The 26,904-nt window shown below is 73.0% G+C and carries 28 protein-coding genes; 13 read left to right on the top strand and 15 right to left on the bottom strand.

Going from position 1 to position 26,904, the window contains the following annotated elements; translation table 11 throughout:
• Window positions 1–58 precede the first annotated feature (58 nt).
• Entirely contained in the window at window positions 59–508 is a 450-nt protein-coding gene (locus AB0B68_RS27475) for a hypothetical protein (protein ID WP_357263706.1), read from the top strand.
• Here the strand turns inward: AB0B68_RS27475 and AB0B68_RS27470 are convergent.
• Window positions 505–714 (bottom strand): hypothetical protein, encoded by a 210-nt coding sequence (locus AB0B68_RS27470; RefSeq protein ID WP_357204398.1) that lies wholly within the window; start codon window positions 712–714, stop codon window positions 505–507. The two genes, AB0B68_RS27475 and AB0B68_RS27470, sit on opposite strands and share 4 nt — an antisense overlap.
• 157 nt (window positions 715–871) lie before the next feature.
• On the opposite strand from AB0B68_RS27470, the gene AB0B68_RS27465 reads away from it, so the two are divergent.
• Window positions 872–2,191 carry an MFS transporter gene (locus AB0B68_RS27465; RefSeq protein WP_357263703.1) on the top strand — a complete coding sequence of 440 codons (1,320 nt, stop codon included), beginning with the start codon at window positions 872–874 and terminating at the stop codon, window positions 2,189–2,191.
• Here the strand turns inward: AB0B68_RS27465 and AB0B68_RS27460 are convergent.
• The 4 genes from AB0B68_RS27460 to AB0B68_RS27445 all read right to left on the bottom strand — a co-directional run bounded on the left by AB0B68_RS27460 (window position 2,149) and on the right by AB0B68_RS27445 (window position 4,539).
• On the bottom strand, window positions 2,149–2,409 hold the full coding sequence (locus tag AB0B68_RS27460; RefSeq protein ID WP_357263699.1) for a hypothetical protein: 261 nt from the start codon (window positions 2,407–2,409) through the stop codon (window positions 2,149–2,151). The genes AB0B68_RS27465 and AB0B68_RS27460 overlap by 43 nt on opposite strands.
• Window positions 2,410–2,522: 113 nt before the next feature.
• Window positions 2,523–2,984 carry an SRPBCC family protein gene (locus tag AB0B68_RS27455; protein ID WP_091401658.1) on the bottom strand — a complete coding sequence of 154 codons (462 nt, stop codon included), beginning with the start codon at window positions 2,982–2,984 and terminating at the stop codon, window positions 2,523–2,525.
• Between the two features lie 52 nt (window positions 2,985–3,036).
• Window positions 3,037–3,453, bottom strand: a complete 417-nt coding sequence (locus tag AB0B68_RS27450; RefSeq protein ID WP_357204393.1) for a DUF2795 domain-containing protein — start codon at window positions 3,451–3,453, stop codon at window positions 3,037–3,039.
• A 99-nt stretch (window positions 3,454–3,552) separates the two neighbouring features.
• Complete coding sequence (locus AB0B68_RS27445; protein ID WP_357263696.1) at window positions 3,553–4,539, bottom strand: YihY/virulence factor BrkB family protein; 987 nt, start codon at window positions 4,537–4,539, stop codon at window positions 3,553–3,555.
• Between the two features lie 176 nt (window positions 4,540–4,715).
• On the opposite strand from AB0B68_RS27445, the gene AB0B68_RS27440 reads away from it, so the two are divergent.
• Window positions 4,716–5,117 carry a ChaB family protein gene (locus AB0B68_RS27440; RefSeq protein WP_210785235.1) on the top strand — a complete coding sequence of 134 codons (402 nt, stop codon included), beginning with the start codon at window positions 4,716–4,718 and terminating at the stop codon, window positions 5,115–5,117.
• Between the two features lie 72 nt (window positions 5,118–5,189).
• Here AB0B68_RS27440 and AB0B68_RS27435 read toward each other — a convergent pair whose 3' ends face one another.
• The gene (locus AB0B68_RS27435; protein WP_357263693.1) at window positions 5,190–6,623 is read right to left on the bottom strand and encodes an aldehyde dehydrogenase family protein; all 1,434 of its coding nucleotides are present in this window, start codon (window positions 6,621–6,623) and stop codon (window positions 5,190–5,192) included.
• Window positions 6,624–6,695: 72 nt separating this feature from the next.
• On the opposite strand from AB0B68_RS27435, the gene AB0B68_RS27430 reads away from it, so the two are divergent.
• Window positions 6,696–8,303, top strand: coding sequence for an NAD(P)/FAD-dependent oxidoreductase (locus tag AB0B68_RS27430; protein WP_357263690.1), 1,608 nt, complete (start codon window positions 6,696–6,698; stop codon window positions 8,301–8,303).
• Window positions 8,304–8,443: 140 nt separating this feature from the next.
• On the opposite strand, the gene AB0B68_RS27425 is transcribed toward AB0B68_RS27430, so the two are convergent.
• The 3 genes from AB0B68_RS27425 to AB0B68_RS27415 all read right to left on the bottom strand — a co-directional run bounded on the left by AB0B68_RS27425 (window position 8,444) and on the right by AB0B68_RS27415 (window position 10,805).
• Window positions 8,444–9,211, bottom strand: coding sequence for a polyprenol monophosphomannose synthase (locus tag AB0B68_RS27425; RefSeq protein ID WP_355007225.1), 768 nt, complete (start codon window positions 9,209–9,211; stop codon window positions 8,444–8,446).
• A 149-nt stretch (window positions 9,212–9,360) separates the two neighbouring features.
• A complete protein-coding gene (locus AB0B68_RS27420) occupies window positions 9,361–10,362 on the bottom strand; it encodes an SDR family oxidoreductase (protein WP_357204383.1) in 1,002 nt (333 codons plus the stop codon).
• A gap of 2 nt (window positions 10,363–10,364) precedes the next feature.
• Entirely contained in the window at window positions 10,365–10,805 is a 441-nt protein-coding gene (locus AB0B68_RS27415) for an SRPBCC family protein (protein ID WP_355007227.1), read from the bottom strand.
• Between the two features lie 155 nt (window positions 10,806–10,960).
• Here AB0B68_RS27415 and AB0B68_RS27410 point away from each other — a divergent pair, with 155 nt between their 5' ends.
• The 8 genes from AB0B68_RS27410 to AB0B68_RS27375 are packed head-to-tail and all read left to right on the top strand — an operon-like array spanning window position 10,961 to window position 19,639.
• Window positions 10,961–12,637, top strand: a complete 1,677-nt coding sequence (locus AB0B68_RS27410; RefSeq protein ID WP_357263687.1) for an HAD-IIIA family hydrolase — start codon at window positions 10,961–10,963, stop codon at window positions 12,635–12,637.
• Entirely contained in the window at window positions 12,634–13,608 is a 975-nt protein-coding gene (locus AB0B68_RS27405) for a glycosyltransferase (RefSeq protein WP_357204378.1), read from the top strand. The genes AB0B68_RS27410 and AB0B68_RS27405 overlap by 4 nt, the downstream gene beginning before the upstream one ends.
• Complete coding sequence (locus tag AB0B68_RS27400) at window positions 13,593–14,810, top strand: glycosyltransferase (RefSeq protein ID WP_357204376.1); 1,218 nt, start codon at window positions 13,593–13,595, stop codon at window positions 14,808–14,810. Before AB0B68_RS27405 ends, AB0B68_RS27400 begins: the two co-directional genes overlap by 16 nt.
• Window positions 14,807–15,523: an SIS domain-containing protein gene (locus tag AB0B68_RS27395; RefSeq protein WP_357263724.1), complete on the top strand. Its 717-nt coding sequence runs from the start codon at window positions 14,807–14,809 to the stop codon at window positions 15,521–15,523. The genes AB0B68_RS27400 and AB0B68_RS27395 overlap by 4 nt, the downstream gene beginning before the upstream one ends.
• A gap of 40 nt (window positions 15,524–15,563) precedes the next feature.
• Window positions 15,564–17,024, top strand: a complete 1,461-nt coding sequence (locus AB0B68_RS27390) for a PfkB family carbohydrate kinase (protein ID WP_357263684.1) — start codon at window positions 15,564–15,566, stop codon at window positions 17,022–17,024.
• Window positions 17,021–17,722: an SDR family oxidoreductase gene (locus AB0B68_RS27385; RefSeq protein ID WP_357204372.1), complete on the top strand. Its 702-nt coding sequence runs from the start codon at window positions 17,021–17,023 to the stop codon at window positions 17,720–17,722. Before AB0B68_RS27390 ends, AB0B68_RS27385 begins: the two co-directional genes overlap by 4 nt.
• The gene (locus AB0B68_RS27380; protein WP_357263681.1) at window positions 17,719–18,672 is read left to right on the top strand and encodes a glycosyltransferase family 9 protein; all 954 of its coding nucleotides are present in this window, start codon (window positions 17,719–17,721) and stop codon (window positions 18,670–18,672) included. The genes AB0B68_RS27385 and AB0B68_RS27380 overlap by 4 nt, the downstream gene beginning before the upstream one ends.
• The gene (locus tag AB0B68_RS27375) at window positions 18,656–19,639 is read left to right on the top strand and encodes a DNA topoisomerase IB (RefSeq protein WP_357204367.1); all 984 of its coding nucleotides are present in this window, start codon (window positions 18,656–18,658) and stop codon (window positions 19,637–19,639) included. The genes AB0B68_RS27380 and AB0B68_RS27375 overlap by 17 nt, the downstream gene beginning before the upstream one ends.
• Window positions 19,640–19,794: 155 nt before the next feature.
• Here AB0B68_RS27375 and AB0B68_RS27370 read toward each other — a convergent pair whose 3' ends face one another.
• Window positions 19,795–20,829 (bottom strand): helix-turn-helix domain-containing protein, encoded by a 1,035-nt coding sequence (locus AB0B68_RS27370; protein WP_357263678.1) that lies wholly within the window; start codon window positions 20,827–20,829, stop codon window positions 19,795–19,797.
• 9 nt (window positions 20,830–20,838) lie between these two features.
• The gene (locus AB0B68_RS27365) at window positions 20,839–21,600 is read right to left on the bottom strand and encodes a TetR/AcrR family transcriptional regulator (RefSeq protein WP_357263675.1); all 762 of its coding nucleotides are present in this window, start codon (window positions 21,598–21,600) and stop codon (window positions 20,839–20,841) included.
• Between the two features lie 82 nt (window positions 21,601–21,682).
• Between AB0B68_RS27365 and AB0B68_RS27360 the strand changes: the two genes are divergently transcribed.
• Window positions 21,683–23,272 (top strand): MFS transporter, encoded by a 1,590-nt coding sequence (locus AB0B68_RS27360; RefSeq protein WP_357263672.1) that lies wholly within the window; start codon window positions 21,683–21,685, stop codon window positions 23,270–23,272.
• On the opposite strand, the gene AB0B68_RS27355 is transcribed toward AB0B68_RS27360, so the two are convergent.
• The 4 genes from AB0B68_RS27355 to AB0B68_RS27340 all read right to left on the bottom strand — a co-directional run bounded on the left by AB0B68_RS27355 (window position 23,262) and on the right by AB0B68_RS27340 (window position 26,722).
• The gene (locus AB0B68_RS27355; protein ID WP_355007238.1) at window positions 23,262–23,765 is read right to left on the bottom strand and encodes a hypothetical protein; all 504 of its coding nucleotides are present in this window, start codon (window positions 23,763–23,765) and stop codon (window positions 23,262–23,264) included. The two genes, AB0B68_RS27360 and AB0B68_RS27355, sit on opposite strands and share 11 nt — an antisense overlap.
• Before the next feature lie 88 nt (window positions 23,766–23,853).
• The gene (locus tag AB0B68_RS27350; protein WP_357202632.1) at window positions 23,854–25,485 is read right to left on the bottom strand and encodes a RecQ family ATP-dependent DNA helicase; all 1,632 of its coding nucleotides are present in this window, start codon (window positions 25,483–25,485) and stop codon (window positions 23,854–23,856) included.
• A 73-nt stretch (window positions 25,486–25,558) separates the two neighbouring features.
• The gene (locus tag AB0B68_RS27345; RefSeq protein ID WP_357202629.1) at window positions 25,559–26,509 is read right to left on the bottom strand and encodes a TIGR03557 family F420-dependent LLM class oxidoreductase; all 951 of its coding nucleotides are present in this window, start codon (window positions 26,507–26,509) and stop codon (window positions 25,559–25,561) included.
• Between the two features lie 87 nt (window positions 26,510–26,596).
• Window positions 26,597–26,722, bottom strand: coding sequence for a hypothetical protein (locus tag AB0B68_RS27340; RefSeq protein WP_255750123.1), 126 nt, complete (start codon window positions 26,720–26,722; stop codon window positions 26,597–26,599).
• Between the last annotated feature and the right edge of the window lie 182 nt (window positions 26,723–26,904).

Below are 26,904 nucleotides of genomic sequence, written 5' to 3'. Positions count from 1 at the left end.
CACAGACGGGGCAGCAGGAGAACACCCAGCAACGACCGCACGCGGCACGGAGGCACGGATGGGACAGCAGGCGGACGGACCCGACGAGCGGCACCGGCGGCCGGACGGTGTCAGCGACGCGACGATCGCCGCGCTCGGGAAGCTCAGCGAGGCGCTGGAGTGTGTGGAGCGGGCCCGGGGGCATCTCTACTCGATGCACCAGTTGATCGGTCATGCCGACCTGATGCTCGACGAGGCGGTGGAACAGTTCCAGGCCGCCGGGCATCCGCGCCTCGCCGACCGGATCGCCACCGAGCTGCGCGGCCGCAACGTCATCGCCGGACGGTGGACGTTTCAGATCGTCGAGGACTTCGACGACGGCTACCACGCGCTGTTCCGGGAGTTGGACAAGCAGGCCCGCGACGAGTTGGTGGGTGGGCGGCGCCACCTCTACGAGGCGGAGATGAAGGAACACCGCCGTAGCCGGGGCCGGCCGGGCCACGAGGCCCGGCCGGACGGCGGAGGCTAGTCGCTTGTCGCGTTGGCCGGGCGACGCCGCGCCGCGTCGTCGGCGATGATCACGGTGGCCACCATCAGCGCGACGCACAGGCTGAACAGCCACGACTCGTCGGCGACGAGCCAGGCGGAAACGGGTGCCTGAAGCGCGGCAAGCAGGAAGCCGAGCCAGGCGAGTTTGCGCTGACGCGTGGAGAGGATTCCGGAGCCTTGATGCATCCCGAAATTCTTACGCGAACCGGCCGGCTTGCCGTCCTCCGATCGGCCGATTCTGGATGAGCTGTCCGTTTTCTCGACCGTACGGACACGACTTCTTTGCGGCGCGAGCGATCGGGTGCCGGCGGCGCTAAGGTGCCCTGCGGCAGGATGGTTTCTCGTGTCCACCACGCCCGCGCGTCCCCGCGCCGCACTGCTCCTGCTGTCCTACCTCGCGTTCGTCAGTCTCGGCCTGCCCGACGGCCTGCTCGGCGTCGCCTGGCCCTCGATCCGAGGCGACTTCGACGTGCCGACCGAGGCCGTCGGGTGGGTGCTCACCGCCGGTACCGTCGGCTATCTCACCTCCAGCGTGCTGGCCGGCTTCACGCTGGCCCGGGTCGGCGTGGGCGCCCTGCTCGCCGGTAGCACCCTGCTGGCCAGCCTGGCGTTGACCGGCTACTCGGTGAGCCCCGTGCTGGCGGCGCTGGTGGGCTGTGCGCTGCTGCTGGGGCTCGGCTCCGGCGCTGTCGACTCCGGGCTCAACGCGTACGCCGCCGGGGCCTTCGGGCCCCGCCACATGAACTGGTTACACGCCTTCTTCGGTCTCGGCGTGGCCATCGGTCCACTGATCATGACCGCGGTGCTGAGCGCCGGGCTCGCCTGGCGCTGGGGGTACGGCATCGTGGCCGCCGCCCAGCTCGTCCTCGCCGCCGCCTTCGCGCTCACCGTGCGGGCCTGGCGGCGTGACGCGCCGGCCGGCACCGAGGCGGGTGCCCCGACGGGTACGGCTGCCCAGAGCGTGCCCGCCGCCGCGGAATCCGGGCCGGCGTCCACCGTCCAGGTCCCGGTGAGGGACACGCTGAGGCTGCCGGCGGTCTGGTCGGGGACGCTCGCCTTCGTGCTGTACGTGGCGATCGAGGTGTCCGCGGGGCTGTGGGCGTTCCTGCTGCTGACCGAGGGGCGTGGGCTCAGCGCGGCGGTGGCCGGCGGATGCGTCTCCGCGTACTGGGGCAGTCTCTTCATGGGCCGGGTCGTGCAGGGACTGGTGGCCGAGCGCCTGGGGGCGGGGTTGGTGTTGCGCGCCAGCCTGGCCGGGATGGCCGTCGGCACGGCGCTGATCGCCGTTCCCGGGCCGGCGGTCCTTGCGGTGCTCGGCCTGGTCGTCGTCGGTTTCGCCGCCGCACCGGTGTTTCCGCTGCTCACCCTCACCACCGCCGAACGGGTCGGCGCGGCGCACGCGGACCGCGCCATCGGCCTCCAGATCGGCGCCGCTGGCATTGGTGCGGCGCTCGTCCCGGCCGGGCTGGGCGTGCTGATCGGCAGAACCTCGGTGGAGGTGCTGGGATCAGCCCTGCTGGTGCTCGCGTTGGCGCTGATCGCGCTCTACGAGTGGGGCGCGCGCCGACCGGCTGCGGGACGTCCCGTGCCGGTGTTGCCCGCCCAGCCCGGAAGCGATCCTCAGACGTCCGGCCCGGTACGGCCGGTCGTGGACGGGCGGTAGGCGCGCTGCGGATCGGTGGCCTCGCGGCTGTTGCCCTGGGCCTGTCCGTCGCGGTCCGTCGCGGCCGGCCCGTGCCCGAACGCGGCCTCCTCGCCGGCGTCGTTTCCCGTCACGTCGTCGGCCTGCCCGTCGAGGCTGGAGCCCGACACCGCGCGCTCCAACTCCTCCAACGGAAGCCGCTCCTCGTCCCGCCACACCCTGATGTTGTCGTCGGTCATGCCTTCAGCCGTACCCGGGCACGATGATCGCAAACGGTGCCCGCCGAGCAGGCTCGGACACGGCGATGGCCGCCGGGATACCGGCGGCCACCTCAGGTCACTGCTGCCCGGGGTCACGGCTGCGGACGGTCCACCTGCCCGCGCCACGCGCCGGTCTCCTGACCACGCCGCTCGATGTAGGTCTTGAACCGCTCCAGGTCGCCCTTGGCCCGTCGGTCGACGATGCCGAGCTTGTCGCCGGCCTGCTCGACCACGCCGTGCGGCTCGAACTCGAGCTGCAGGGTGACCCTGGTCTTGTCCTGGTCCAGTCGGTGGAAGGTCACCACGCCGGCCTGCTGCGTGCCGTCGGTCGAGCGCCAGGCGACCCGCTCGTCGGGGAGCTGTTCGGTGATCTCCGCGTCGAACTCGCGCTTCACCCCGGCGATGTCCACGGTCCAGTGGGTCATCGTGTCGGAGAGCTGCCGGACCTCCTGCACACCCTCCATGAACTGGGGGAACTCCTCGAACTGCGTCCACTGGTCGTACGCGGTGCGTACGGGTACGGACACGTCCACATGTTCGGTAACGCCACTCATCGGGGAACCTCCTTCAGTCGCCGGTGGATTGCCGGATCGGGGGCGATCCTGGTCACCAGCGAGTTGTCTCGTTCTTGTTGCCCAGCGCCGCCCACACCTCGGAGACCGTCTGGTAGGTGGTGCCCTCGGGCAGCCGTTCCAGCGCCGCCACGATGTCGTCCGGCGCCTCGTTCTCGCGGGCGCTGGCAATGAGCACCAGACGGTCGCCCGGCAGCGCGCTCATCGAGATGAACCGGCCGAGCCGGCTGCGCTGCTCGACGTCCGTAGAGCTCATGCCCTGCGGGGTGCCGGTGCGCAGGTCGCCAGCCGGGGCGGTGGTCGTCTCCGGCTGGTCCTCGCCAGCCGGTTCCGGCACCCGCGACTCGTCGACTCGAGAGCCACCGGTCCCCGGACCCTGTACGAGGCCGCTGACCTCCTGACTCATCTGTTCGTCGATCCTCGGTCCGTGCTTGCTGTTGCCACGCTCCATGCCTTCTGCGCTACCCGGCACCCCACCCGATAAACCGGCACCGGGCCACGAACCGGCCCTCGGCCCGACGGCGAAACGGACACCGGGCCGGACGGGGGCTCACTCGTCGGCGGGTTTGCGGGGCGGCAGCACCGGCTCGTCCGGGTTCGGGTCGCCGGCCTGCAACTGCCGCCCGCGCTGCACCTCGGAGTTGATCTGCACGCCCAGCATCAGTGCCGAGTTGGACAGGTAGAGCCAGACCAGGAACGCGATGGCCGCCCCGAGGCTGCCGTAGGTGGTGTTGTACGAGCCGAAGTTGGCCACGTAGAGGCCGAAGCCGAAGGAGGCCACCGCCCAGGAGATCAGGGCCACCGCGCCGCCCGGGGTGAGCCAGCGGAACCGGGGCTGGCGCACGTTCGGCGCGATCCAGAACAGCAGGGACAGCAGCGCCATCATGATCATGGCGAGGACCGGCCACTTCGCCACGCTCCACGTCGTGCGAGCCAGGCCGCCGGCGTTGACCAGGTCGCCGACCGCATCGGTGACCGGCCCACTGACGATCAGGGCGAGGGCGACCACCGCGAGCAGCACCAACGTGATCGCCGCCAGGCCGATCTGCAGCGGCCGGAGCTTCCAGACCGGGCGGCCCTCGGTCACCCCGTAGACGGCGTTGGAGGCGCGGGTGAACGCGCCGATGAAGCCGGACGCGGACCAGAGCGCGCCGAGCAGACCGAAGCTGAGCAGAAGCTTCGGGTTGCTCTGCTCCAGCACCACGGAACGGATCACCTTCAGCACGCCGCCCTCATCGTCGCTGAGCACCGCCCCGGCACCGACCTGGTTGGCCAGGTCGACCACGGTGTCCAGGGTCCGCTCGCCGTCGGAGACCAGGCCGACCAGCGCCACCACCACGATGGCGGACGGGAAGAGCGCCAGGACCCCGTAGTAGGTCAGCGCGGCGGCCCAGTCGGAGCAGTTGTCGTTGACGAAGTTCTGCACGCTGCGGACCAGCACTCCCCGCCAGGTCCGCCAGCTCAGCTGCCGCATCCGTCGGGGCACCCGGGAGTGCGGTGTGCCGTCGAGCGTCGTACCCGGCTCCGTGGTCGTCATGCCCGCTCCCTGCGCCCCGGCCGCCGGATGACCGGTCGTCCGGTCTGGCCTGGCCCGCCGGTACCCGGTTGGTGAAATCGACAAACCCGACCGGTGTCCGACCGCCGCCGCTATGGTTTGCCGCCCGGTCACCGGGGAACGGTCACAGTGACCCTGTCGACACGGAGGAGGACGAGATGCCCGGGCGCGAAGACCTGCCCAGCACGCTGCGACGCTCCCCGGAGAAGGCGCAGCGCACCTGGGAGAAGACGCACGACTCGGCGGTGGAGACCTACGGCGAGGGGGAGCGGTCGCACCGCACCGCCTTCGCCGCGGTGAAGCATCAGTTCGAGAAGGTGGGCGACCACTGGGAGCCGAAGGGCCGCAAGGGCCCCAGCGACCAGCAGGCCGCCGGTGGCGGGCCGGAACGACGGGCACCCACCGCCGGTGGCGTCGATGCCAACGCCACCAAGGACCACCTGATGTCGGTGGCCCGCAAACTCGACGTGCCCGGGCGGTCCAGCATGACCAAACCGGAGCTGGTCACGGCCATCGAGAAGGCCAACGACCGCGCCACCCGCAAGGCCCGCGGCGACTGATCGCCGCCGCACCCGAGCACAACCGACGCGGTACGGGCGGACGCTCCACCCCTGCGTCCGCCCGTGCTGTTCTCACCAGTGCCCGCCCCCCGGCGCCTCGATGTGCACCGCCTTCGTCGCGGTGAACTCGTCCAGCAGCTCCGGGCCGTACCCGAAGCCCTGCCCGCTGGCGCGGCGCGGATGCGCGGCACCTCCCGGCGCACCCCCGAACACCGCGTTGACCTTGACCGTGCCCACCGGCAGCTCCCGCCACGCCCGCTGCGCGTGACTCATCGACGGGGTCAACACCGTGGCGGCCAGCCCGTACGGGGAGTCCGCGGCGCAGCGCAGCGCCTCGTCGAACGAGTCGACCACCACCACCGGTGCGACCGGCCCGAAGGTCTCCTCCCGGACCAGCAGCATGTCATGGCGACAGTCGGTGACGACGGTGGCCGGGTAGAACGCCCCCGGTCCGTCCGGCACCTCACCGCCCACCCGCACCCGTGCGCCGTCCGCCAGCGCGGCAGCCACCTGACCGTGCACGTGGTCCCGGTGCCGCCGGTCGACCAGCGGCCCCAGCTCGGTGCCCGGGTCCCGGCCCGGCCCGACCCGCAGCGCTGCGGCGCGTCGTACCAGCGCGGCCACGAAGTCGTCGGCCACCTCCCGGTGCACGTAGAGGCGCTCCACCGCCACGCAGATCTGCCCGGCGTTGGCGAACGCGCCGAGCGCGGCCTGCTCCGCCGCCCACTCCGGGTCGACGCCCGCGTCCACGATCAGCGGGTCGCTGCCGCCGTTCTCCAGGAGCACCTTCGCCCCGGTACGGGCCGCCGCGGCGGCGATCGCCCGCCCGGTCGCTGTGGAACCCACGTGGGCGACCACGTCGACGTCCTGCGCCGCCAGCGCCGCACCCACCTCCGGACCGCCGGTGAGCAGCGACAACACGCCGGCCGGCAGTGCCTCATCCAGTGCTCGGGCCAGCAACCAACCCGTCGCCGGTGTGCGTTCGCTCGGCTTGTAGAGCACCACGTTCCCGGTCACCAGGGCCGCTCCGAGCAGTCCACAGGAGACCGCCACCGGGTCGTTCCAGGGGGTGATCGCCGCGACCACCCCGCGTGGCTGCGGGGTCAGGAAGTCCAGCGCGGCCGTCTCGCCGTTCAGCGTGCGCCCGCCGCGCAGCGGCGCCAGTTCCGCATACTGTCGCAGGGTGCCGATCCCCGCCTCGACGCCTCCGCGGGCGTCCGCCAACGGCTTGCCCATCTCCGCGGTGACCGCCGCCGCCAACTCATCGATGACCGCCTCCACCGCGCCCGCGGCCCGGTGCAGCGCCGCCGCCCGTTCCGCCGGGGCGGTCGCCGCCCACTGGGCCGCCGCGTTGCGGGCCGCCTGGGTCGCCTTGCCCACCTCGTCGGCGGTGGCCACCGGCACCGTGCTCACCGGCGTGTCGTCCGCCGGATCACGCACCACCAGTTCGCCGCCGTCGCCGCCCGCACCCCACACCCCGCCCACCAGCTGCGCAACCGTGTACATGCGGCGCTGGATGCCCCGGCCTCGACGAGGCAAACGCGTTTCGCCCGGTTGCGCGCCGGGTAGGCGGATCCGATGACAACCACCACCGCGCCGAGCGCGGACGCCGTCATCGTCGGGGCCGGGCACAACGGCCTGGTGGCGGCCAACCTGCTGGCCGACGCCGGCTGGGACGTGGTGGTGCTGGAGGCGACCGCGGTGCCCGGCGGCGCGGTCCGCTCCGCCGAGGTCACCGCGCCCGGCTACCTCAGCGACCTCTACAGCTCGTTCTACCCCCTCGGGTACGCCTCGCCGGTGCTGGGCGGCCTGGACCTGGGTCGACACGGGCTGTCCTGGCGACACTCGCCGGACGTGCTGGCGCACCTGCTGCCCGACGGTCGAGCCGCGGTGATCAATCGGGATCCGGATGTCACCGCCGCGTCGCTGGAGCAGTTCGCCCCCGGGGACGGTAAGCGCTGGCTCAACGCGTACACCGACTGGCTCGACGTGGCCGAGCCGATGCTGGAGGCGATCACCTCGCCGTTCCCGCCGGTACGCGGCGGGCTGGGCCTCCTGCGTCGGCTGCGCGTCGCCGGCGCGCTGCGACTCGCGCGCCGGCTCGTCGTACCGGTCCGCAAACTTGGCGACGAACTCTTCGACGGTCCCGGCGGGCCGGCCCTGCTGGCCGGCTGTGCCCTGCACACCGACCTGTCCCCGGAGGAGGCCGGCTCCGGGGTGTACGGCTGGCTGCTGGCCATGCTCGGCCAGCAGATTGGCTGGCCGGTGCCCGACGGCGGCGCGCAGCAGATCACCAACGCGCTGGTGGATCGGCTACAGGCGCGTGGCGGGGCGATCCTCTACGGCGCTCCGGTCGACCGGGTGCTCACCGCCCGAGGCCGGGCGATGGGGGTCCGCACCGTCGGCGGCGCGCTGTGGCGGGCCCGGCGGGCCGTGCTCGCAGACGTGCCGGCGCCGGCGCTCTACCTCGACCTGGTCGGCGCCGCGGCGCTGCCGTCCCGGCTGGTGGAGGACCTGGCGCACTTCCGGTGGGACGGCTCCACGCTGAAGGTGGACTGGGCGCTCTCCGCGCCGGTGCCCTGGACGAACCGGCAGGTGGCCGGCTCCGGCACCGTTCACCTCGGCGCGGACCTGAACGGGCTCACCCACTACGCCAGCGAGTTGGCCCGTGGCGAGCTGCCCCGCGACCCGTTCCTGCTGGTCGGGCAGATGTCGGTGGCAGACCCCAGCCACTCCCCGCCGGGCACCGAGTCGCTGTGGTCGTACACCCACCTGCCGTTCCGGCGGAACTGGCGGGCCGAGGAGGTCGCCGGGCACGTGCAGCGGATGGAGGACGTGCTGGAGGCGGCGGCCCCGGGTTTCCGCAGCCTGATCGTGGGCCGACACGTGGCCGGGCCGGCCGATCTGGAGAAGGACAACCCGAGCCTGGTCGGTGGCACGCTCGGCGGCGGTACCGCCGCCGCGTACCAGCAGCTCTTCCTGCGCCCGATCCCCGGCCTGGGCCGGGCGGACACCCCGGTGGACCGGCTCTTCCTGGCCAGCGCGTCGGCGCACCCCGGCGGCGGTGTGCACGGCGCGCCCGGCGCGAACGCCGCCCGGGCGGCCCTGGCCCGCGACCGAGCGCTCACCGGCCGCGCGTACGCCGCAGCCATCACCACCGCCCACCGCGCCATCTACCCCACCTAAACGCCACCCGTCACCCCGGGTACCAGACCCCGGAACCGCCCGCCGCCGTCGATCATGGAGTTGTGGTGGGTGACAAAGCACCTGCCCGGGTTCTAAGCGGGCACCACAACTCCATGATCGACCGGGCTGGGGCTGGGTTTTTAGCGGGTGATGTTGCGGTGTTTGCTGCGGAGGCGGAAGGGCATCAGGGCGCTCTCCACCTTGGTCGCGGTGGTCATCTTGGAGACGCCGTCGCGCCGCTCCTCGAAGCGGATCGGCACCTCCAGGATGGTGTGCCCCAGCTTGGTGGCGAGGTAGTGCATCTCCACCTGGAAGCTGTAGCCGTTGGACTGCACCCGCTCCAGGTCGATGTCGCGCAGGGCTTCGGCCCGCCAGATCTTGAACCCGGCCGTGAGGTCCCGGATGCGTACCCGCAGCAGGGTGTGCACGTAGAGGTTGGCCCAGCCGCTGAGCGCCCTGCGGTAGAGCGGCCAGTTCTCGTCCAGCTCGCCGCCGGGCACGTAGCGGGAACCGATCACCACGCTGGCCTGGGTGGAGAGCAGCGCGCCAAGCATCCCCGGCAGCGCCTCAGGCGGGTGGGAGAGGTCCGCGTCCATCTGCGCCACGTACTCGGCGCCGCCCTCGATCGCGCGGGTCATCCCGTCCACGTACGCCCGGCCGAGGCCCTCCTTGCCGGCACGGTGCACGACCTCGATCCGGTCGGGGTTCTCGATGGCCAACTTGTCGGCCACCTCCCCGGTGCCGTCGGGGGAGTTGTCGTCGGCGACGAGGATGCGCAGCCCTGGCAGCGGCAGCGCGAGCAGTCGCTCGACCAGCGTCGGAAGGTTGCCCGCCTCGTTGTAGGTGGGCACGACGACGGTCAGGCGTGCGTCCCGCCACGGCGACGGCAACTGCACCGGCTTGATCATGTCGGTCATCCTCGGTTTGCGGACAAGGGTCATGGAAAGGGTATCTAGTTCCCGCATTCGGTCGGAGGGAGGCACCCCTTCCGGGTGTTGCGGGCCTCCGCCGCCCACCGTGCGTGGGCGTCTAACCCCTGGTCAGAGGCTTGTGGTGGTCAGCTCCGACGGCGAGCGACAACGGTGAGTGCGAGCGCCGCGACGGCGAGCGCCACACCGGAGAGCGCCGGTTTGTGCGTGCCGACCCAGAGTGCCGCGGAGCGGTCTCGCGCCTGTTCACGGAACACGCCCGCCGTGCCCCGGTCCGTGTCCGCATCGCCCGGGTGATCCAGATTGTCCCGCCAGGTCGCCGGATCGATCTTCTCGCCGGTCTGCTGGCTGTCGTAGCCGTCGCGGGCCAGCTTCCGGTCCAGCAGGCCGGGGAACAGGGCGTCGGCCACCCGCACCTGCCAGGTCGGGCCACCCACGTTCAGCTCCCTGGTGCCGCGGTCGGCGGCCCAGACGATGGCGCGGGCGGCCAACTCCGGAGTGAAGATCGGCGGCACCGGCTGCGGATGCCGGGGCAGCCGGGTGCGGACCCAGGAGAACTGCGGCGTGTTGACCGCGGGTAGCTGCACCATCGACAACTTCACCCCCGGGCAGTCGTGCAGCAGCTCGGCGCGCAGCGAGTCGTTGAACCCCTGGACGGCGTGCTTGCTGGCGCAGTACGCCGCCTGGAGCGGGATCCCCCGGTAGGCCAACGCCGATCCCACCTGGACGATCGTGCCCCGCCCGTGCGCCCGCATGTGCCGCAGCGCGGCGAGGGTGCCGTGCACGGTGCCCAGGTAGGTGACCTCGGTGACCCGACGGAACTCGCGCGCCGGAATCTCCCAGGCCGGCGCGAACACCGACGCCATCGCGTTGTTGACCCACACGTCGATGCCGCCCCAGTGGTGCACCACGTCGTCGGCGGCCTGCTGCACCGCGCCCGCGTCGGCCACGTCGACCCGGTACACGCGCACGTCCGTCGCGCCGCGCAGTCGGCACTCCCGCTCGGCGGCGACCAGACCCGCCTCGCCCCGAGCCAGCAGCGCCAGCCGGGCGCCGCGGGCCGCGTACGCGTGGGCCACGGCCCGGCCGACGCCGGCGCTCGCGCCGGTCACCACCACGGTCCGTGTCACTGTCACCCCTTCTGTCGGGTGGCGATGTCGGAGAGTCGGGCCAGGGTCTCCCGGTTACGCCGGTGCAGGACGAGATCGTTGATCTTGTTGTGGACCCAGCGGAGCGGTCCGGCCGCGAAATCCTCCCCGAGACGCACCCGGGTGGCGCCGTCGCCGACCGGTTCCAGGGTGAAGGCCACGATCGCCTCGCCCGCCGGCCAGAGACCGGCCTTGAGCACGAGCCGGTGCGGCGGTTCACAGACCAGCACCGTCGACGCGTCCTGCAACGAGACCGGCCATGGCCCGGCCCGGTGATGCAGTTGGCTGCCCACCCGGGGCCAGGCGTCGTCCACGTCCCGCATGTGTGCGGTGCCCACCACCCAGTCGCTGTACGTCCACCCGTCGGCGAGCACGTCGAACACCTGCTGCGGGGGAGCGTCGATCACTTTCTCCACAATCGCCACTGGGCTTTCATACCCACGCCACGTACGGGCTAACGACCGGCGGGGTTAGCTTCTCCGGGGCGGCGGGTAAGGCCTTCCCGGGGCATCGCCGGCGGCGCTGGCCCACCCCCTCGACGGCGACGTTTACTCCTCGGGGCGCAGGGAACCCGCCGGCTGTGCGACAGGACCAGGGGGATCCGTATCAGCGCAGGTCAGCACAGGTGTATGCCGCCGCTGACCGCGCCGGTTCCGGATCTGTCGCAAGCCCCCGAGCGGTGCTCTACGACGCGGTGCTGCTGGACCGCGACGGCACCCTGATCGAGGACGTGCCGTACAACGGCGACCCGGAGAAGGTACGGCCGGTGCCGGGCGCGCGGGCGGCCCTGGACCGGCTGCGCGCGTCCGGGCTGCGGCTGGCGGTCGTCACGAACCAGTCGGGCCTGGCCCGGAGCTACTTCACCGCCGAGCAGATGCGGGCGGTGCACGCCCGCGTCGAGGAGCTGCTGGGCCGGTTCGACGCGTGGTTGGTCTGCCCACACGACGACGCCGACGGCTGTGACTGCCGAAAGCCGGCGCCGGGCCTGGTGTACGCCGCCGCCCGCGAGCTGGGCACGACGCCGTCCCGCTGCGTACTCGTGGGCGACATCGGCCGGGACATCGGCGCCGCCATGGCCGCCGGGGCCGCGGGGGTGCTGGTGCCTACCCCGGTCACCCGGCCGGAGGAGGTCGCAGCCGCCGGGTGGGTGGCCAACGACCTGCCTGCTGCGGTGGCGGAGATCCTGCGCCGCCAACAGGCCGTGCAGCCCGCGACTCCGCCCACCGAACCGGTACGGACGGCGCTGGTGGTCCGCTCGGACTCGGCCGGTGACGTGCTGGTCACCGGCCCGGCGATCCGCGCCGTCGCGGCCGGAGCGCAGCGGGTGGTGCTGCTGTGCGGTCCGCGCGGTCGGGCCGCCGCCAACCTTCTGCCCGGCGTCGACGAGATCATCGAACATCCGCTGCCGTGGATCGACCCCACGCCGGGGCATGTCGACCCGGAGGCCATGCGGAGCCTGACCGCGCGGTTGGGCGCGGTCGGCGCGGACCAGGCGGTGGTGTTCACCTCGTTCCACCAGTCCGCCCTGCCGCTGGCGCTGCTGTTGCGAATGGCGGGGATCAACCGGATCGCGGCGATCAGCGACGACTATCCGGGCTCGCTGCTGGACATCCGGCACCGGGTGCCGGTGGGCGTCCCCGAACCCGAACGTGCCCTTTCCCTGGCGGCCGCCGCCGGCCATCGGCTGCCCGACGACGACGAACCGGTCCTGCGGCTGCGCCGGGACGCCGTTCCACCACGCCCGGCCGACCTGGGCTATCCGGGGTACGTGGTGCTGCACCCCGGATCGGCCGCGTCGAGCCGGGCCTGCCCGCCCGACGTGGCCACCCGGATCGCCGGGGCGCTGGTCGACGCCGGGCACCGGGTGCTGGTCACCGGCGGCCCGGACGAGCGGGCGGTCACCGCCCAGGTCGCCGCGGCCGGCGGGACCGACCTGGGCGGCCGCACCGACCTGGCCGGGTTGGCCGCGATCGTCGCGGACGCCAGCGCGGTCGTGGTCGGAAACACCGGACCCGCGCACCTGGCGGCGGCCGCCGGTGTGCCGGTGGTGAGTCTCTTCGCGCCGACCGTCCCGTTCGGTCAGTGGGGGCCCTACCGGGTGCCCACCGTCCGGCTCGGCGACGCCGCCGCGCCCTGCCGGGACACGCGGGCGGCCAGTTGCCCGGTCCCCGGGCACCCCTGCCTCAGCGGCGTCGACCCGGGCGACGTGGTCGACGCGCTCCGGACCCTCACCGCCAGCGGTGGTGGCGGCCGATGAACATCCTGCTCTGGCACGTGCACGGCTCCTGGACCACGTCGTTCGTGCACGGCAGCCACCGCTACCTGATTCCCACCACACCCGACCGCGGCCCGTACGGCCTCGGCCGGGCCCGCACCTACCCGTGGCCGGACAGCGCGGTCGAGGTCAGACCGGAGGAGCTGCCGAGCGCTGACGTCGACCTGGTCATCCTGCAACGCCCCGAGGAGATCGACCGGGCCGAGCAGTGGCTCCGTCGCCGCCCCGGCCGCGACCTTCCAGCGATCTACGTCGAGCACAACACCCCCAAGGGCGACGTGCCGAACACCCGTCACCCGATGGCCGACCGCGACGACCTGCTCATCGCCCACGTCACCGGGTTCAACCAGATCTTCTGGGACACCGGCGACACCCGCACCACAGTGGTCGACCACGGCATCGTCGCCCCCTCCGCGTCCTACACCGGGGAGCTGGACCGGCTCGCCGTGGTGATCAACGAGCCGGTGCGGCGAGGCCGGGTCACCGGCACCGACCTGCTGCCCCAGTTCGCCGAGATCGCGCCGCTGGATGTGTTCGGCATGGGCGTCGCCGGCCTGGCCGACCACCTCGGGCTGCCCGCGGACCGGCTGACCAGCCACGACGACGTGCCCCAGGAGCGGATGCACACCGAACTGGCCCGGCGGCGGGCGTACCTGCACCTGTGCCGGTGGACTTCCCTCGGGCTCAGCCTCATCGAGGCGATGTCGATCGGCATGCCGGTCGTCGCGCTCGCCACCACCGAGGCGGTGATGGCGGTGCCCCCGGAGGCGGGGGCGCTCGCCACCCGGACCGACACCCTGCTCGACGCCGCCCGCCGGTTCATCGCCGAACCGGACACCGCGCGGCAGGCCGGAGCGGCGGCGCGAACCGCCGCGCGCGACAGATACGGCCTCGACCGTTTCCTCGCTGACTGGGACCGGCTGCTGGAGGAGGAAGTATGCGGATCGCGATGATCTCGGAGCACGCCAGCCCGCTCGCCGTCCTCGGAGGGGAGGATGCCGGCGGCCAGAACACGCACGTCGCGGAGCTGTCCGCCGCGCTCGCCGCCGCCGGGCACGAGGTGCGGGTCTACACCCGCCGCGACGCACCTGACCTGCCGGTGACCGTCCGCAGCCCGGACGGGTACGACGTGGTGCACGTGCCGGCCGGCCCGGCCGAGCCGGTGGCCAAGGACGCGCTGCTGCCGCACATGCGGGAGTTCAGCCGCTGGCTGATCGAGCGGTGGCGCGGCGGCGACTGGGTGCCCGAGGTGATCCACGCGCACTTCTGGATGAGTGGCCTGGCGGCGCTGACCGCCGGCCGGCAGACCGGGGTGCCGGTGGTGCAGACGTACCACGCGTTGGGCACCGTGAAGCGCCGCTACCAGGGAGTGCAGGACACCAGCCCGGCCCGCCGGATCTCCTACGAGCGGGAGCTGGGCCGCTCGGTGGACCGGATCGTCGCGCAGTGCCGCGACGAGGTGGGTGAGCTGGTCCGGATGGGTGTGCCCCGGTCCCGGATGACGGTGGTGCCCTCCGGGGTCAACCTCGCCACCTTCGCGCCACTCGGGCCGGCCGCCGACCGCGAACCGGGACGGGCCCGCATCCTCACCGTGGGTCGGCTGGTCGAGCGCAAGGGCTTCCAGACCGTGATCCGCGCGATGGAGCTGGTGCCGGACGCCGAGTGCGTGGTCGTCGGCGGCCCACCCGAGGGGCTGTTGGAGACCGACCCGTACGCCCGCCGGCTGCGGGCACTCGCGGAGTCGTGCGGGGTGGCCGACCGGGTGCACCTGGTCGGCGCGGTGCCCCGGGAGGAGATGGGCCGCTGGTACCGCTCGGCGGACCTGCTGGTCGCCGCGCCCTGGTACGAGCCGTTCGGGTTGACTCCGCTGGAGGCGATGGCCTGTGGGGTGCCGGTCGTCGGCACGGCCGTGGGCGGCATCCGGGACACCGTTGTCGACGGGACGACGGGTGACCTCGTGCCGGCCCGGGACCCGCACGCGCTGGCCGCCGCGATACAGGGGTTGCTCGACGACCGGATCAGGCGCTTCGCGTACGCGACGGCGGCGCGTGAGCGGGCCCGGGAACGGTACTCGTGGGCGGCCACCGCCGAGCGGCTGGTCGAGGTCTACAGCGAGGTGGCCGCCGTGCGCCGGCCGACCCGGGTGGTGGCCTGATGCCGACGGGCACACTGCTCGACACGCATCTGACGAACCTCGCCGCGGCACTGGTGCCGTACCGACGGTGTGAGCGACAGCTGGCGCGCTGGGGCGCGGACCTGGCCCACCGGTTGGTCGCCGGGGGTCGTCTGCTGGTGGCCGGCAACGGCGGCAGTGCCGCCGAAGCCCAACACCTCACCGCCGAGTTGGTCGGCAAGCTGCACGACGACCGTCAGCCGCTGTCCGCGATCGCGCTGCACGCCGAGACGAGTGCGCTCACCGCCATCGCCAACGACTACGGCTACACCGAGGTGTACGCCCGCCAGGTGCGCGCCCACGGGCGCCCGGGCGACATCCTGCTGTTGCTGAGCACCAGCGGGACCAGCCCCAACCTGGTCGCCGCCGCGCGGGCGGCCCGCGAGGTCGGGGTGACCACCTGGGCGCTCACCGGCGTCGCCCCCAATCCGCTCGCCGAGGCCTGCGACGACGTGCTGGCCGTCGCGTCCCCGGACACCCAGGTCGTCCAGGAGCTGCACCTGGTGACCAGTCATCTGCTCTGCGAGTACCTCGAACAGGAGTTGCCCGCCGCGCTGGCGGCAGCCGCCGATCCGGCGGTCGTCCACCCCGTGCCCGGGGAGCCCGCACCGGCCGGTCGGCTGGCTGCCGCGCCGGTACGCACCGGGGTCGAGGTGGTGCTCGACGGCGGGCCCGGACGGCAGGTCGACGCGTGAGCCGGACAGCGGGTCGGCGAGTGAGGATGAGGAGGCAAGCGTGAGGGGACCGGTGGTGGTGCTCGGGGACACCCTGCTCGACCGGGACGTGGAAGGTGTGGTCAACCGGCTCTGCCCGGACTCCCCGGTGCCGGTGCTCGACGAGACGGTGGCCACCGACCGACCGGGGGGCGCCGGGTTGGCGGCGGTGTTCGCCGCCGCGCAGGGCGCCGAGGTGGTGCTGGTGACGGCGCTCGCCGACGACGCAGGCGGGGCCCGACTGAGCGCGCTGCTCGCCGCCGCCGGCGTGCAGGTGTACCCACTGGCCCTTTCCGGCGCGACGCCGGAGAAGATCCGGCTGCGGGCTCGGGGGCGGGTGCTGCTGCGCCACGACCGGGGCGGCGTGTCCGGGGAGCCGGGTCAGCCCTCCGACGAGGTGCTCCGGGTGATCGCCGAGGCGTCTGCGGTGCTGGTCAGCGACTACGGTCGGGGGGTGGCGCGGGAGCCCGCGCTGCGTGCCGCGTTGGCCGCCACCCGCGCGCCGGTGGTGTGGGACCCGCATCCGCGCGGCCCGGCGGCCGTGCCCGGCGTACACCTGGCCACGCCGAACGAGTCCGAGGTGCGTGAGCTGGTCCCCGCGCTGCCCGGCGCGTCCCGACTGGCCACCGCGTCGCGGGGTGCCCAGGGACTACGGCGGCGCTGGCGGGCCGGCGCGGTAGCGGTGACGCTGGGCGGCGACGGCGCGCTGCTCTGCCACGCCGGTTCGACGCCGCTGGTGGTGCCGACGCCGGGTAGCGCGGAGGGGGACACCTGCGGTGCCGGCGACCGGTTCGCGGCGGCGGCCAGCGTCGCACTGGCCCAGGGTGCGCTGGTCTCCGAGGCGGTGCAGGTGGCGGTCGCCGAGGCGTCCGCGTACGTGGCCGGTGGGGGAGTGGCCACGGCGCTGCCTCCGTCGACGCCCGCGGTGCGGGGCCGGAGTGCGCCGGAGCCGCGGGCACTCCAGCCGGGACCACGGGGTGGTGCGATGGCCGACCGGGTGGGAGTGGCCGCTGTCGCCGCGCTCCTGGGTGAGGTACGCGCCGCGGGTGGCACGGTGGTGGCGACCGGCGGTTGCTTCGACCTGCTGCACGCCGGGCACGTGGCCACCCTGGAGGCGGCCCGGCAGCTCGGCGACTGTCTCATCGTCTGCCTGAACTCCGACGCCAGCGTGGCCGGGTTGAAGGGGCCGGACCGGCCGGTGCAGTCCGAAGACGACCGCAGCCGACTGCTGGCCGCGTTGAGCTGCGTCGACGCGGTCCTCGTCTTCGATGAGCCGACCCCGCAGGCGGCGCTGTCCTGGGTACGCCCCGACGTCTGGGTCAAGGGCGGCGACTACGCCACCGGCGGTGGGGACGCCAGCGCCGCACTGCCGGAGGCGGAGGTCCTGCGCCGCTGGGGTGGGAACACAGTCGTGGTGCCCTATCTGGACGGTCGTTCCACCACCGACCTGATCGTCCGCACGCTCGCGGAGCGGACCCGATGACCGCCACGCGGCCCGGTGCCGGGCCCACCGTCCTGATCACCGGGGGCGCCAGCGGCCTCGGCGCCGCTGTGGTCGCCGCGGTGGCCGCCTCCGGTGGCCGTCCGGTCGTGCTGGACCGGCAGCCGCCGGCCGACGGGGTGTCCTGGACCGAATGCGACCTGGCCGACACGCGAGCCGCCGAGGTGGCCACCCGGCACCTCGCCGAGCAGGCCGGTGGCCTGGACGCCGTGGTGACCGCCGCCGGCACCGACGTGCCGGGCCGACTCGCCGACCTGCCGGGGGAGACCTGGGACCGGATCGTCGCCGTCGATCTGCTGGCCACCGCGGCGGTGATCCGGGCCGCGCTGCCGTTCCTGGTCACCTCCCGGGGCCGCATCGTCACCGTCGCCTCGACCCTGGGCGTCAAGGCGGTCAGCGACGCCACCGCGTACTGCGCGGCGAAGTTCGGCGTGGTGGGGTTCACCCGAGCCCTCGCCGCCGAGCTGGCCGGTCAGGTCGGCGTCACCCTGCTCATCCCGGGTGGGATGCGCACCGCGTTCTTCGACGAACGTGACCCGCAGTACAAGCCGGGGCCGGACGCGAACCTCAACGAGCCCGCCGACACCGCCGCCGCGATCATGTTCGCGCTCAATCAGCCGCCCGGGTGCGCGGTGCGCGAGATGGTGGTCTGCGCCGAGCAGGAGACGTCGTACCCGTGATCCTCGTGCTGCGCGCCCTCGGCGTCGGCGACCTGGTGACCGCGGTGCCCGCGCTGCGGGCGCTGCGGGCCGCGTACCCGTCGCGGGAGCTGGCGCTCGCCGCGCCCGGCTGGCTGGCCCCGCTGGTCGACCTGGTCGGTGGCGTCGACCGGCTGGTGGACACGGCGGGGCTGGATCGCCCTCTCCGGGCGGGGCCGGCCCCGTGGATCGCTGTCAACCTGCACGGGCGCGGCCCGCAGTCGCACCGGCTGCTCGCGGCCACGCGGCCCGGTCGGCTTCTCGCCTTCGCCAGCCCGGACGCCGGCTTCGCCGACGGCCCGCGCTGGGCCGCCGACGAGCACGAGGTGGACCGGTGGTGCCGGCTGCTGTCCTGGTACGACATCCCGGCCGACCGCGCCGACCTGAGCCTGCGTCGGCCCGCTGCGGCAGGGCTGCCCAGCGGTGTCACGGTGCTGCACCCGGGCAGCAAGATCCCGGCCAAGCGGTGGCCCGCCGAGCGGTTCGCCGGTCTGGCCCGGGCACTGACCGACCAGGGGCACCGGGTGCTGCTCACCGGCTCGGCCGACGAACGGGCGCTGGCGGCCCGGGTGGCCGAGGCGGCGGGCCTGAGCTCGGACGCCGTGCTGGCCGGCCGGACCGACCTCGGCGTGCTCGCCGCGCTGGTGGCCGACGCCCGGCTGGTGGTCAGCGGGGACACCGGCGTCGCCCACCTGGCCACCGGGTACGGCACCCCGTCGGTCGTCCTCTTCGGGCCGGTGCCACCGGCGCACTGGGGGCCGCCACCGGACCGGCCACGGCACCGGGTGCTCTGGGCCGGCGAAGGAGACTGGCCCAGGTGGGATGGGGTAGGAAGCCACCCGACGATGGCGGCTCTGCGTCTCGACGAGGTGCTGGCCGCCGTGGCCGAGGTGGAGAAGGTGGTGCGGGTCTCCGGTGCGGTTGCGGCGTAGCGACCCGGGTCGACCGGGGTACGGACGGCGTCGGCGCGGTCGGGGCTGGCTCTTCGTCGACCCGTCCGGTGCGCCGGTGCGGGATCCGGACGTCCTGGCCCGGCTGCGGGAGTTGGTCATCCCGCCGGCCTGGCAGGACGTGTGGATCGCGCCGCACCCGAACGGGCACATCCAGGCGATCGGGATCGACGCGGCCGGACGCAAGCAGTACGTCTACCACCCGCGGTGGCGGGAGAAGCAGGACGAGGCGAAGTTCGACCGCGTGCTGGAGGTGGCCCGGCGGCTACCGGCGCTGCGTGAGCGGGTGGGGCGCGACCTGGACGGGCCCGGACTGGGCCGGGACCGGGTGCTGGCCACTGTGGCCCGACTGCTGGACATGGGGATGTTCCGGGTCGGCAGCGACCAGTACGCCGCCGGCGACGACCCGACCTACGGGGTCGCCACCCTGCGCCCCGAGCATGCCCGGTCCCGCGGCGGCTGCGTGGTGCTCGTGTTTCCCGCGAAGGGGGGCATCGAGCAGGTACGCCGGATCGAGGACCCGGAGCTGTGCCAGGTGCTGTCCAATCTGCGCCGTCGTCGGCGGCGGGCGGAGCGGCTGTTCGGCTACTGGGACGGCAGGGAGTGGCGCGACGTGCGCAGCGACGAGGTCAACGGCTACCTGCGCGACGCCAGCGGTGGGGAGATGACCGCGAAGGACTTCCGCACCTGGCACGCCACTGTGCTCGCGGCCACCGAGTTGGCCACCGCCGGTCCGGCCCGCTCGGTGACCGCCCGGCGCAAGGCGGTGGTCGCTGTGATGCGTGCGGTGGCGGAGCTGCTGGGCAACACGCCGACGGTGGCGCGTGCGTCCTACGTGGATCCTCGGGTGGTCGACCTCTACCACGACGGAGTGGTGGCGTCGGTGGATCCGCAGGCGCCTCGCGAGGAGGCGGAGCAGGTGGTCCTGAAGCTGCTGGAGGGGGCCTGACCGGCCCCGTCGGCGATTCTGGGGGGAAGCGCGACGGAGCCGGAGCCTCGGGCCTCAGCGGGGTGCCACCGGGCGGCCGCCCGCCGCGCGAGCGGCGGGCGCCTCGCCACGGCCCCCGTTGGCGGCCCACCAGGTGATGGCCGGCCGCGTTGGTGTCAGTCTGCCGGCAGCGAGTTGACCGTGGACGCCCGGCGGTTGACGATCCGCGCCAGATCCGAGTGGCTGTCGCGGTGTTCCTGCGGCGTGGTGCCGTACGCGGCCCGGAAAGCCCGGCTGAAGTGGGCCTTGTCGGAGAAGCCCCACCGCGCCGCGACGGTCTGCACCGGCTGGTTGCGCAGCGCCGGGTCGGCCAGGTCGCGCCGGCACCGGGCCAGCCGCAGCTCCCGGATGTACGACGCCACTGTGGTGTCCTCGGCCTCGAACAACCGGTGCAGGGACCGCACCGAGATGTGGTGGGCGTCGGCGACCACCTGCGGGCCGAGGGCCGCGTCGCCGAGGTGGCGGTGGATGTACGACTGCACCTGGGTTAGCAGCGCCCGGCGGCGGACCTCGGTCGGCACGGCGTCCTCGGCGACGAGGTGCCGGCCGAGCATGGTGGTGGCCAGGTCGAGCCCCACCGCGCCGAGCCGGCTGACGTCGGCGGCATGGTACTGCTCGGGGTGCCCGGTCACCTGGATCAGGAACTGCGCGAGCAGCGCCCCGATCCCCTCAGTGCCGGACATCCGGCCGCCGCAGAGCGCTGCCATCCGCTGCGGCGGCAGGGGTAGCGCGGCGTGCGGGATCATCGTGGTGATCGAGGTGGCCCGCTCCCGCTCCGGCTCCGTCGCGTGGTGGCCGAGGTCGTGCGGCAGGGACGCGTTGTAGAAGGTGAACTCGCCGGCCAGGATCTCGCTGCGGCGACCGTCCTGGCTGGAGGTGCCGACGCCGCCGGTGGTGAGGGCGAGGATGTACAGCTCCGGGTCCGACTGACGGACCATCTTCCGGGTCCGGGCGGCGTGCAGGGACGGGTACTCGTACTGCGCCAGCTGGATCGGGCCGAGGTCGATGAAGCTGGCGTGGGCGGCGAAGTCGTCGCTGTGGGCGGACCGGACCTGCATCGGCGTCGAGGTGCGTGCGACGAGTTCCAGCCACATCCCGAATCGATCACCGGGTGGCAGGACGGTCGTGTCGAGGGTTTCTCTCGGCAGCATCCGGGCCCCTCAGCCCGCTCGGCGCTGGATCAGGGCCTCGACGCCGTCGAGGATCCGGTCCAGGCCGAAGACGAACTCGTCGTCGGGGTCGTCGTCCTGGTAGAGCACACCGGCGCTGAGCACCCGGTGCAGCGCGGGGAAACGGGCCGGGTCGATGAGTCGGGCCACCAGTCGACCGTACGCCGGCATCATCTCGCTGGGCTCGACGCCGGCCGCCCGGCTGCCCTCGGCGATCTGCGAGGCGAGGGTGGCCTCGTTGCGGACGTACCCGGTGATCAGCAGGAGCACCGACATCTTCTCGCTCTCGCCGAGCGTGGTGCCGTCGAGGCAGCGCAGCCCGTCCTCCAGCCAGCCGAGCTGAAGCGGGGTGACCGGTGGGCCGCTGATCGGCACGTGCAGCAGCCAGGACCGTTGCCGCAGCACCTCGTGCTCGGCCCAGGCCCAGCGGGTGAGGCCGGCGCGCCAGCCGTCCTCCGGCGCGGGTGGGCCGGGGGACGGGCCGTACCCGGTGTCCACCATGAGCATGAGCAGCTCGTCCTTCGAGCCGACGTACCGGTAGAGCGCCATTGTCGCTGCGCCCAACTCCTTGGCCACCCGGCTCATCGAGACGGCCGGCAGGCCGTCGGCGTCGGCGACGCGTACGGCGGCGTCCACGATGGTGGGCACGCTCATTCCCGGCCGGGGGCCCTTGGGTGGCCGCTCCCGTAGCCCCCACGCGCTCTCGATGGCCGGCGGTAGTACGGGCCCGCCGTCGTCTGTCTTCGCCGCCACATGTCCTCCTTGCCCTGCCATCCTAGTTCTGCGTATGGTCTACGCATAAGAGCGTACGTCATACGCAGAAGGAGAACTGATCATGGCGATCACCACCACACCGGCACCGCGGGCGGGCCGACGGGAGTGGATCGGGCTCACCGTGCTGATGCTGCCGCTGCTCCTGGTCTCGATGGACGTGTCGGTGCTCTACTTCGCCGTCCCGTTCATCAGCGCGGAGTTGCGCCCCACCGCCACCGAGCAGCTCTGGATCTTCGACATCTACGGTTTCGTGCTGGCCGGGCTGCTCATCACCATGGGCGCTCTGGGGGACCGGATCGGCCGACGCCGGCTCCTGCTGATCGGCGCCTCCGCGTTCGGCGCGGCGTCGCTGCTGGCCGCCTACGCCGACAGCACCGCGACGCTCATCGCCGCGCGTGCCGTGCTCGGCGTCGGTGGGGCCACCCTGATGCCCTCGACGCTCGCGCTGGTGCGCAACATGTTCCACGACGCCAAGCAGCGCGGCACGGCCATCGCCGTCTGGACCGCCACTCTCACCGGCGGCATCGCGATCGGGCCGGTGCTCAGCGGCATCCTGCTGGAGCACTTCTGGTGGGGCTCGATCTTTCTGATCAACATTCCGGCGATGCTGATGTTGCTACTGCTCGTGCCGCTCCTGGTGCCCGAGTTTCGCAACCCGGCGACCGGGCGGTTCGACCTGGTCAGCGCGGCACTGTCGCTCGGGGCGCTGCTGCCGGTGATCTACGGCATCAAGGAGATGGCCCGGGACGGCTTCAGCCCGGCGCGCGTCCTCGCCATCGTCGGCGGTCTGCTGGTGGGGGCGCTCTTCCTGCACCGGCAGCGGACCCAGGCGTACCCGATGGTCGACCTCGCCCTGTTCCGCCGCCGCGGCTTCGCCGGATCGCTCGCTGTCAACCTGCTGGCGATGTTCGCCATCGTCGGCTTCGCCATCTTCACCACCCAGCACCTCCAACTGGTGCTCGGCCTGAGCCCGCTGCGGGCCGCACTGTGGAGCCTCGTGCCGTCCCTCGCCGTGGGCGGAGTCGCGCCGGCCGCCGCCGCCCTCGCCCAGCGCGTTGAACGGGCGTACCTGATCGGTACGGGGTTCGGAATCGCCGTGGTCGGTTTCGTGGTGTTGACCCGGGTCACCCCGGAGACGCCGCTGTGGCTGCTGCTCGTCGGTGCCAGTGTCTACGCCGCCGGCCTGGTGATGGTGATGTCTCTCGTCACCGAGCTGGTCATCGGCGCGGCGCCGCCCGAGCAGGCAGGTGTCGCCTCGGCGCTGACCGAGTCCAGCAGCGAGCTGGGCGGTGCGCTGGGGATGGCGATCCTGGGCAGCGTGGGCGCGGCGGTCTACCGCCGCGAGATCGTCGACGGCCTTCCGGCCGGGCTGCCCGCCGACGCTGGAGCGGCGGCCCAGGAGACCCTGGGCGGTGCGCTCGCGGTCGCCCAGGGGTTGCCGGCGGAGCTGGCCGACGCGGTGCGTCACGCCGCCGGAGTGGCGTTCACCGACGGGCTGCACCTGGCCGCGTACGCCGCCATGGCGGTGATGCTGCTGGGCGCGCTCACCGCGCTCGTCGCGCTGCGTGGCGTCCGGCCGGCCGACCCCGCGGCGCTGGCCGCGGAGCCGACCGGTCCGGCCGACACGTCGTTGTCGTCGGTCAGTCGATGAGCACGTGCGCGAGCCGGTCGCGGAAACGCCGCTCGGAGTCGCTGACCGACTCGCCGCCGATGCCCAGCAGCCCACCGCTGGACGCGGCGCCCACCACCTGCTCGGCGATCTTCACGAGCCAGTGCTTGTACGCGCCGGCCTCACCCTCGTCGACCCGCGCGGCCAGCAACGTGCCGGCCTCGCCGGCCCGCAGCAGCACGTCGTCGATGTACGCCCCCGGGTCGGCGGGCGCGATGACCGGCAGCTCCTCGCCGGCCTCCGGGTCACCGACCCGGGTGACGATCTCGCCGGCCACGGCGACCACCAGCGGGCTGGCGGACTCCCGGCCGGCGGCGATGGTCTCCAGCCCGGCCGCGTTCTCCGCCATGGTCCGGCGGGTGCCGTCGGACTCGGCGGCGCTCGCCGCGGTCAACACCGACTGTGGCAGGCCGACCAGCAGCCCCCACTCCTCGTCGGAGAAACCGAACCCGGTGTACGCCGGCTGCTCGATCACGACAACGCCCCTTCCGCCCTGCTCTTCTTGGTCAATCGGTGCTCTGCTTTGTCGATCCACCGGGGCCGCAACCGGCGCCCGGGTCAGGCTAGTCCAGGGTCAGCAGGCCCTGTTCGGACACCACGCGCACCGACAACGTCTTGTACCCGACCTCCTCGAAGAGGACGGTCATCTTGTCCTCCTCGTACGAGAGCACCATGCCCGGCCCCCACTCCGGGTGACGCACCTGACTGTGCACCGGGAACGGCCCGACCGCACCCTGGTCGGCCACGCTGGTGCCGCTGCTGCAGTTGTCGCAGTGTCCGCAGACGTCGCTCATCTGCTCGCCGAAGTAGGCCAGCAGGGTCTGCCCCCGGCAGGCCCTGGTCTCGGCGAAGGCCCGCATCATGTCGGTCCGGGACCGGGTCACCGTCTGCTGGCGTTCCGCCTCGGCGAGGGCCGCCGCGGCGGCGTCCACCGCGGCGGGGGAGTAGCGCGGGGCGCCGATGCGCTGCCGGGCGCGCGGCTCGGCCGCGCCGACCTGCTCCAGCAGGGACAGGTACTGGCCCAGCTTGCGTGGCCCCAGGCCGGTGGTCTCGCGCAGTTCGGTCTTGGTGGCTGCCTTCTTGCGCAGCAGGGCGGCCAGGTCGCGCAGCTCGTTCTCGTCGGGCAGACCGCCGCTGAAGAACCGTTGCAGGCCCACGTCCTCAGCCCGCCACAGCAGCAGGACCCGGGCCGGTTGCCCGTCGCGCCCGGCCCGGCCGATCTCCTGGAAGTAGCTGTCCGGCGAGTCGGGCAGCGCCATGTGTACCACCCAGGCGATGTTCGGCTTGTCGATGCCCATGCCGAACGCCGAGGTCGCCACCATGATCGGGACCTGGTCGGCGAGGAACGCCTCGTGCAGCTCCGCGCGGGCACCCATCGGCATCCCACCGTGGTAGAACTGCGCCGGGAAGTCGGCGTCGGTCAACCGGGTGGCCAGCTCCTCGGCGGCGCGGCGGGTCGGCACGTAGATGATCCCCGGCCGGCCCTCGTCGCGCAGCAGCGTCATCAGCCGTCGCCAGCGGTAGTCCTCGTCCGGGCAGTGGGCCACCTCGAGGAAGAGGTTGGGCCGGTCCAGCCCGGAGACCACCACGTCCGGATCGCGCAGCCGCAGCCGGGCGATGATGTCGTCGCGTACCGGCGGGGAGGCAGTGGCGGTGAGCGCCACCACCGGCGGCCTTCCGATGCCCTCGATGAGGTGTCCGAGCGCCAGGTAGTCAGGGCGGAAGTCGTGCCCCCAGGCCGAGATGCAGTGCGCCTCGTCGATCGCCACCAGCGCCGGCTTCAGCGCGGCGACCTCGGCCATCCGGTCCGGGTTGCTGAGCTGCTCCGGGGTGATGAAGAGGAACTCCGCCCGGCCCTCGCGGACGTCGGCGAGCGCCTCGGCCTGCTGGCTGGCGGACTCGTTCGAGCTGATCCGCACCGCCCGCAGCTCCGGGCGTTGCCGCTCGTTGAGGGAGGCGATCTGGTCCTGCTGGAGGGCGAGGAGCGGAGAGATCACCACGGTGGGACCGGGGATCAGACTGGCCGGGATCTGGTAGATCGCCGACTTGCCGGCACCGGTGGGCAGCACCACCAGGGCGTCGCGTCGCTTCATGACCGCGCGCATGGCGGCCAACTGGTTGGGCCGCAGCGCGTTCCAGCCGAACAGGCTGCGGGCGGCGCGGCGCAACGTCATCGAATGCGTGGACAGTTTCATCGAGGGCCGGAGGTACCCGAGCCCGGGACAACCGAAACGCATTCGGAAGATCATGGGCTCGGGTGCCAGGGGCTCAGCGCAGGCCGGGCAGGACCTCGCGCTGGTACAGGTCGAACAGACCCTGGTAGTGCGGGCCGGTGTTGGCCACGTAGACCTCGTCGAAGCCGGCCTTGGCGTACTTGTCGATCATCTCCAGGTGCGCGTCGGCGCTGTTGCCGCAGACGAACGCCTTCTTGAGCATCTCCGGCTCGACCAGCTCGGAGGCCTGCTCGAAGTGCCGTGGCGAGGGGAGCACCTGGGACAGCTCACCCGGCACCCCCGCGTTGGGCCAGCGCTCGTACGCGATCCGCAACCCCTCGTCCTCGCTGTCCGCGTACGCCGCCTTGAATCCGGCCTGGCACGGCTTGTCGCCGCCGCCGTTCTCGCGGAAGCGGCGGACCATCTCGCCGTCGGGCATGGTGCTCACGTAGCCGTCGCCGATCCGGGCGGCCAGGTCGATGGCCTTGGGTCCGAAGCCGGAGACGTAGATTGGCGGGGGCGTGTCGGGCAGCGTGTAGATCCGGGCGTGCTCCACCGTGTAGTGCTTTCCGTGGTGGTTGACGAAACCGCCCTTCCACAGCTCGCGCAGCACCTCGACGGCCTCCTCCAGCATCTCCAGCCGGACGTCCGCCTGCGGCCACGCGTCGCCGAAGATGTGCTCGTTGAGGGCCTCGCCGGTGCCGACGCCGAGCACGAACCGCCCACCGTGCAGCACCGCGCTGGTCGCCGCCGCCTGCGCGATCACCGCCGGGTGGATCCGCACTGTCGGGCAGGTCACCGCCGTGGTCACCGGCAGCGAGCAGACCTGGCTGAGCGCGCCGATCATCGACCAGACGAACGGGCTCTGGCCCTGGGCGTCCACCCACGGGTGGTAGTGGTCGGAGATCCACAGAGCCTCGAAGCCGGCCTCTTCGGCACCGCGCGCCTGCGCCAGCAACTCGGCGGGCGTGTACTCCTCACTGGACAGAAAATATCCGATCTTCATGGCTTACCCCTTCGGCACGCGGACCTGCTGATGGGGAGAGCCCTACCCCGGCGGCGCACTGTCACACCGGTTCTCGCCGCTGGCGGGTCAGCGTCGCCCGAACATCGCCCGGATCGCGGCGAGGAGCAGCAGGGCGCCGACCACCAGGCCGAGCAGGCGTACGCCGGGGATGTCGGCCGGGCTCGTCGCGTCGGCCAGCAGGACGGGATCCATCCCCGCACTCTCCCCGGGGAGCGGGCCGCCAGGCAACTGTAAGGTTTATTGACTATTGAATCGCTCAGTGTGACCATGGCAGAACCGCCTGCCGGTGGCGGTGCGCCGAGGGCGCGCGAGAGATGGGGTACGGGGGCCGCATGAGCGAGCGCAACCAGCGGATCGACGGGGGCGCACCGTCG

This window comes from Micromonospora sp. NPDC049049 (assembly GCF_040649115.1).
GTDB lineage: Bacteria > Actinomycetota > Actinomycetes > Mycobacteriales > Micromonosporaceae > Micromonospora.
This window is presented reverse-complemented; position numbering and strand designations above follow the sequence as displayed.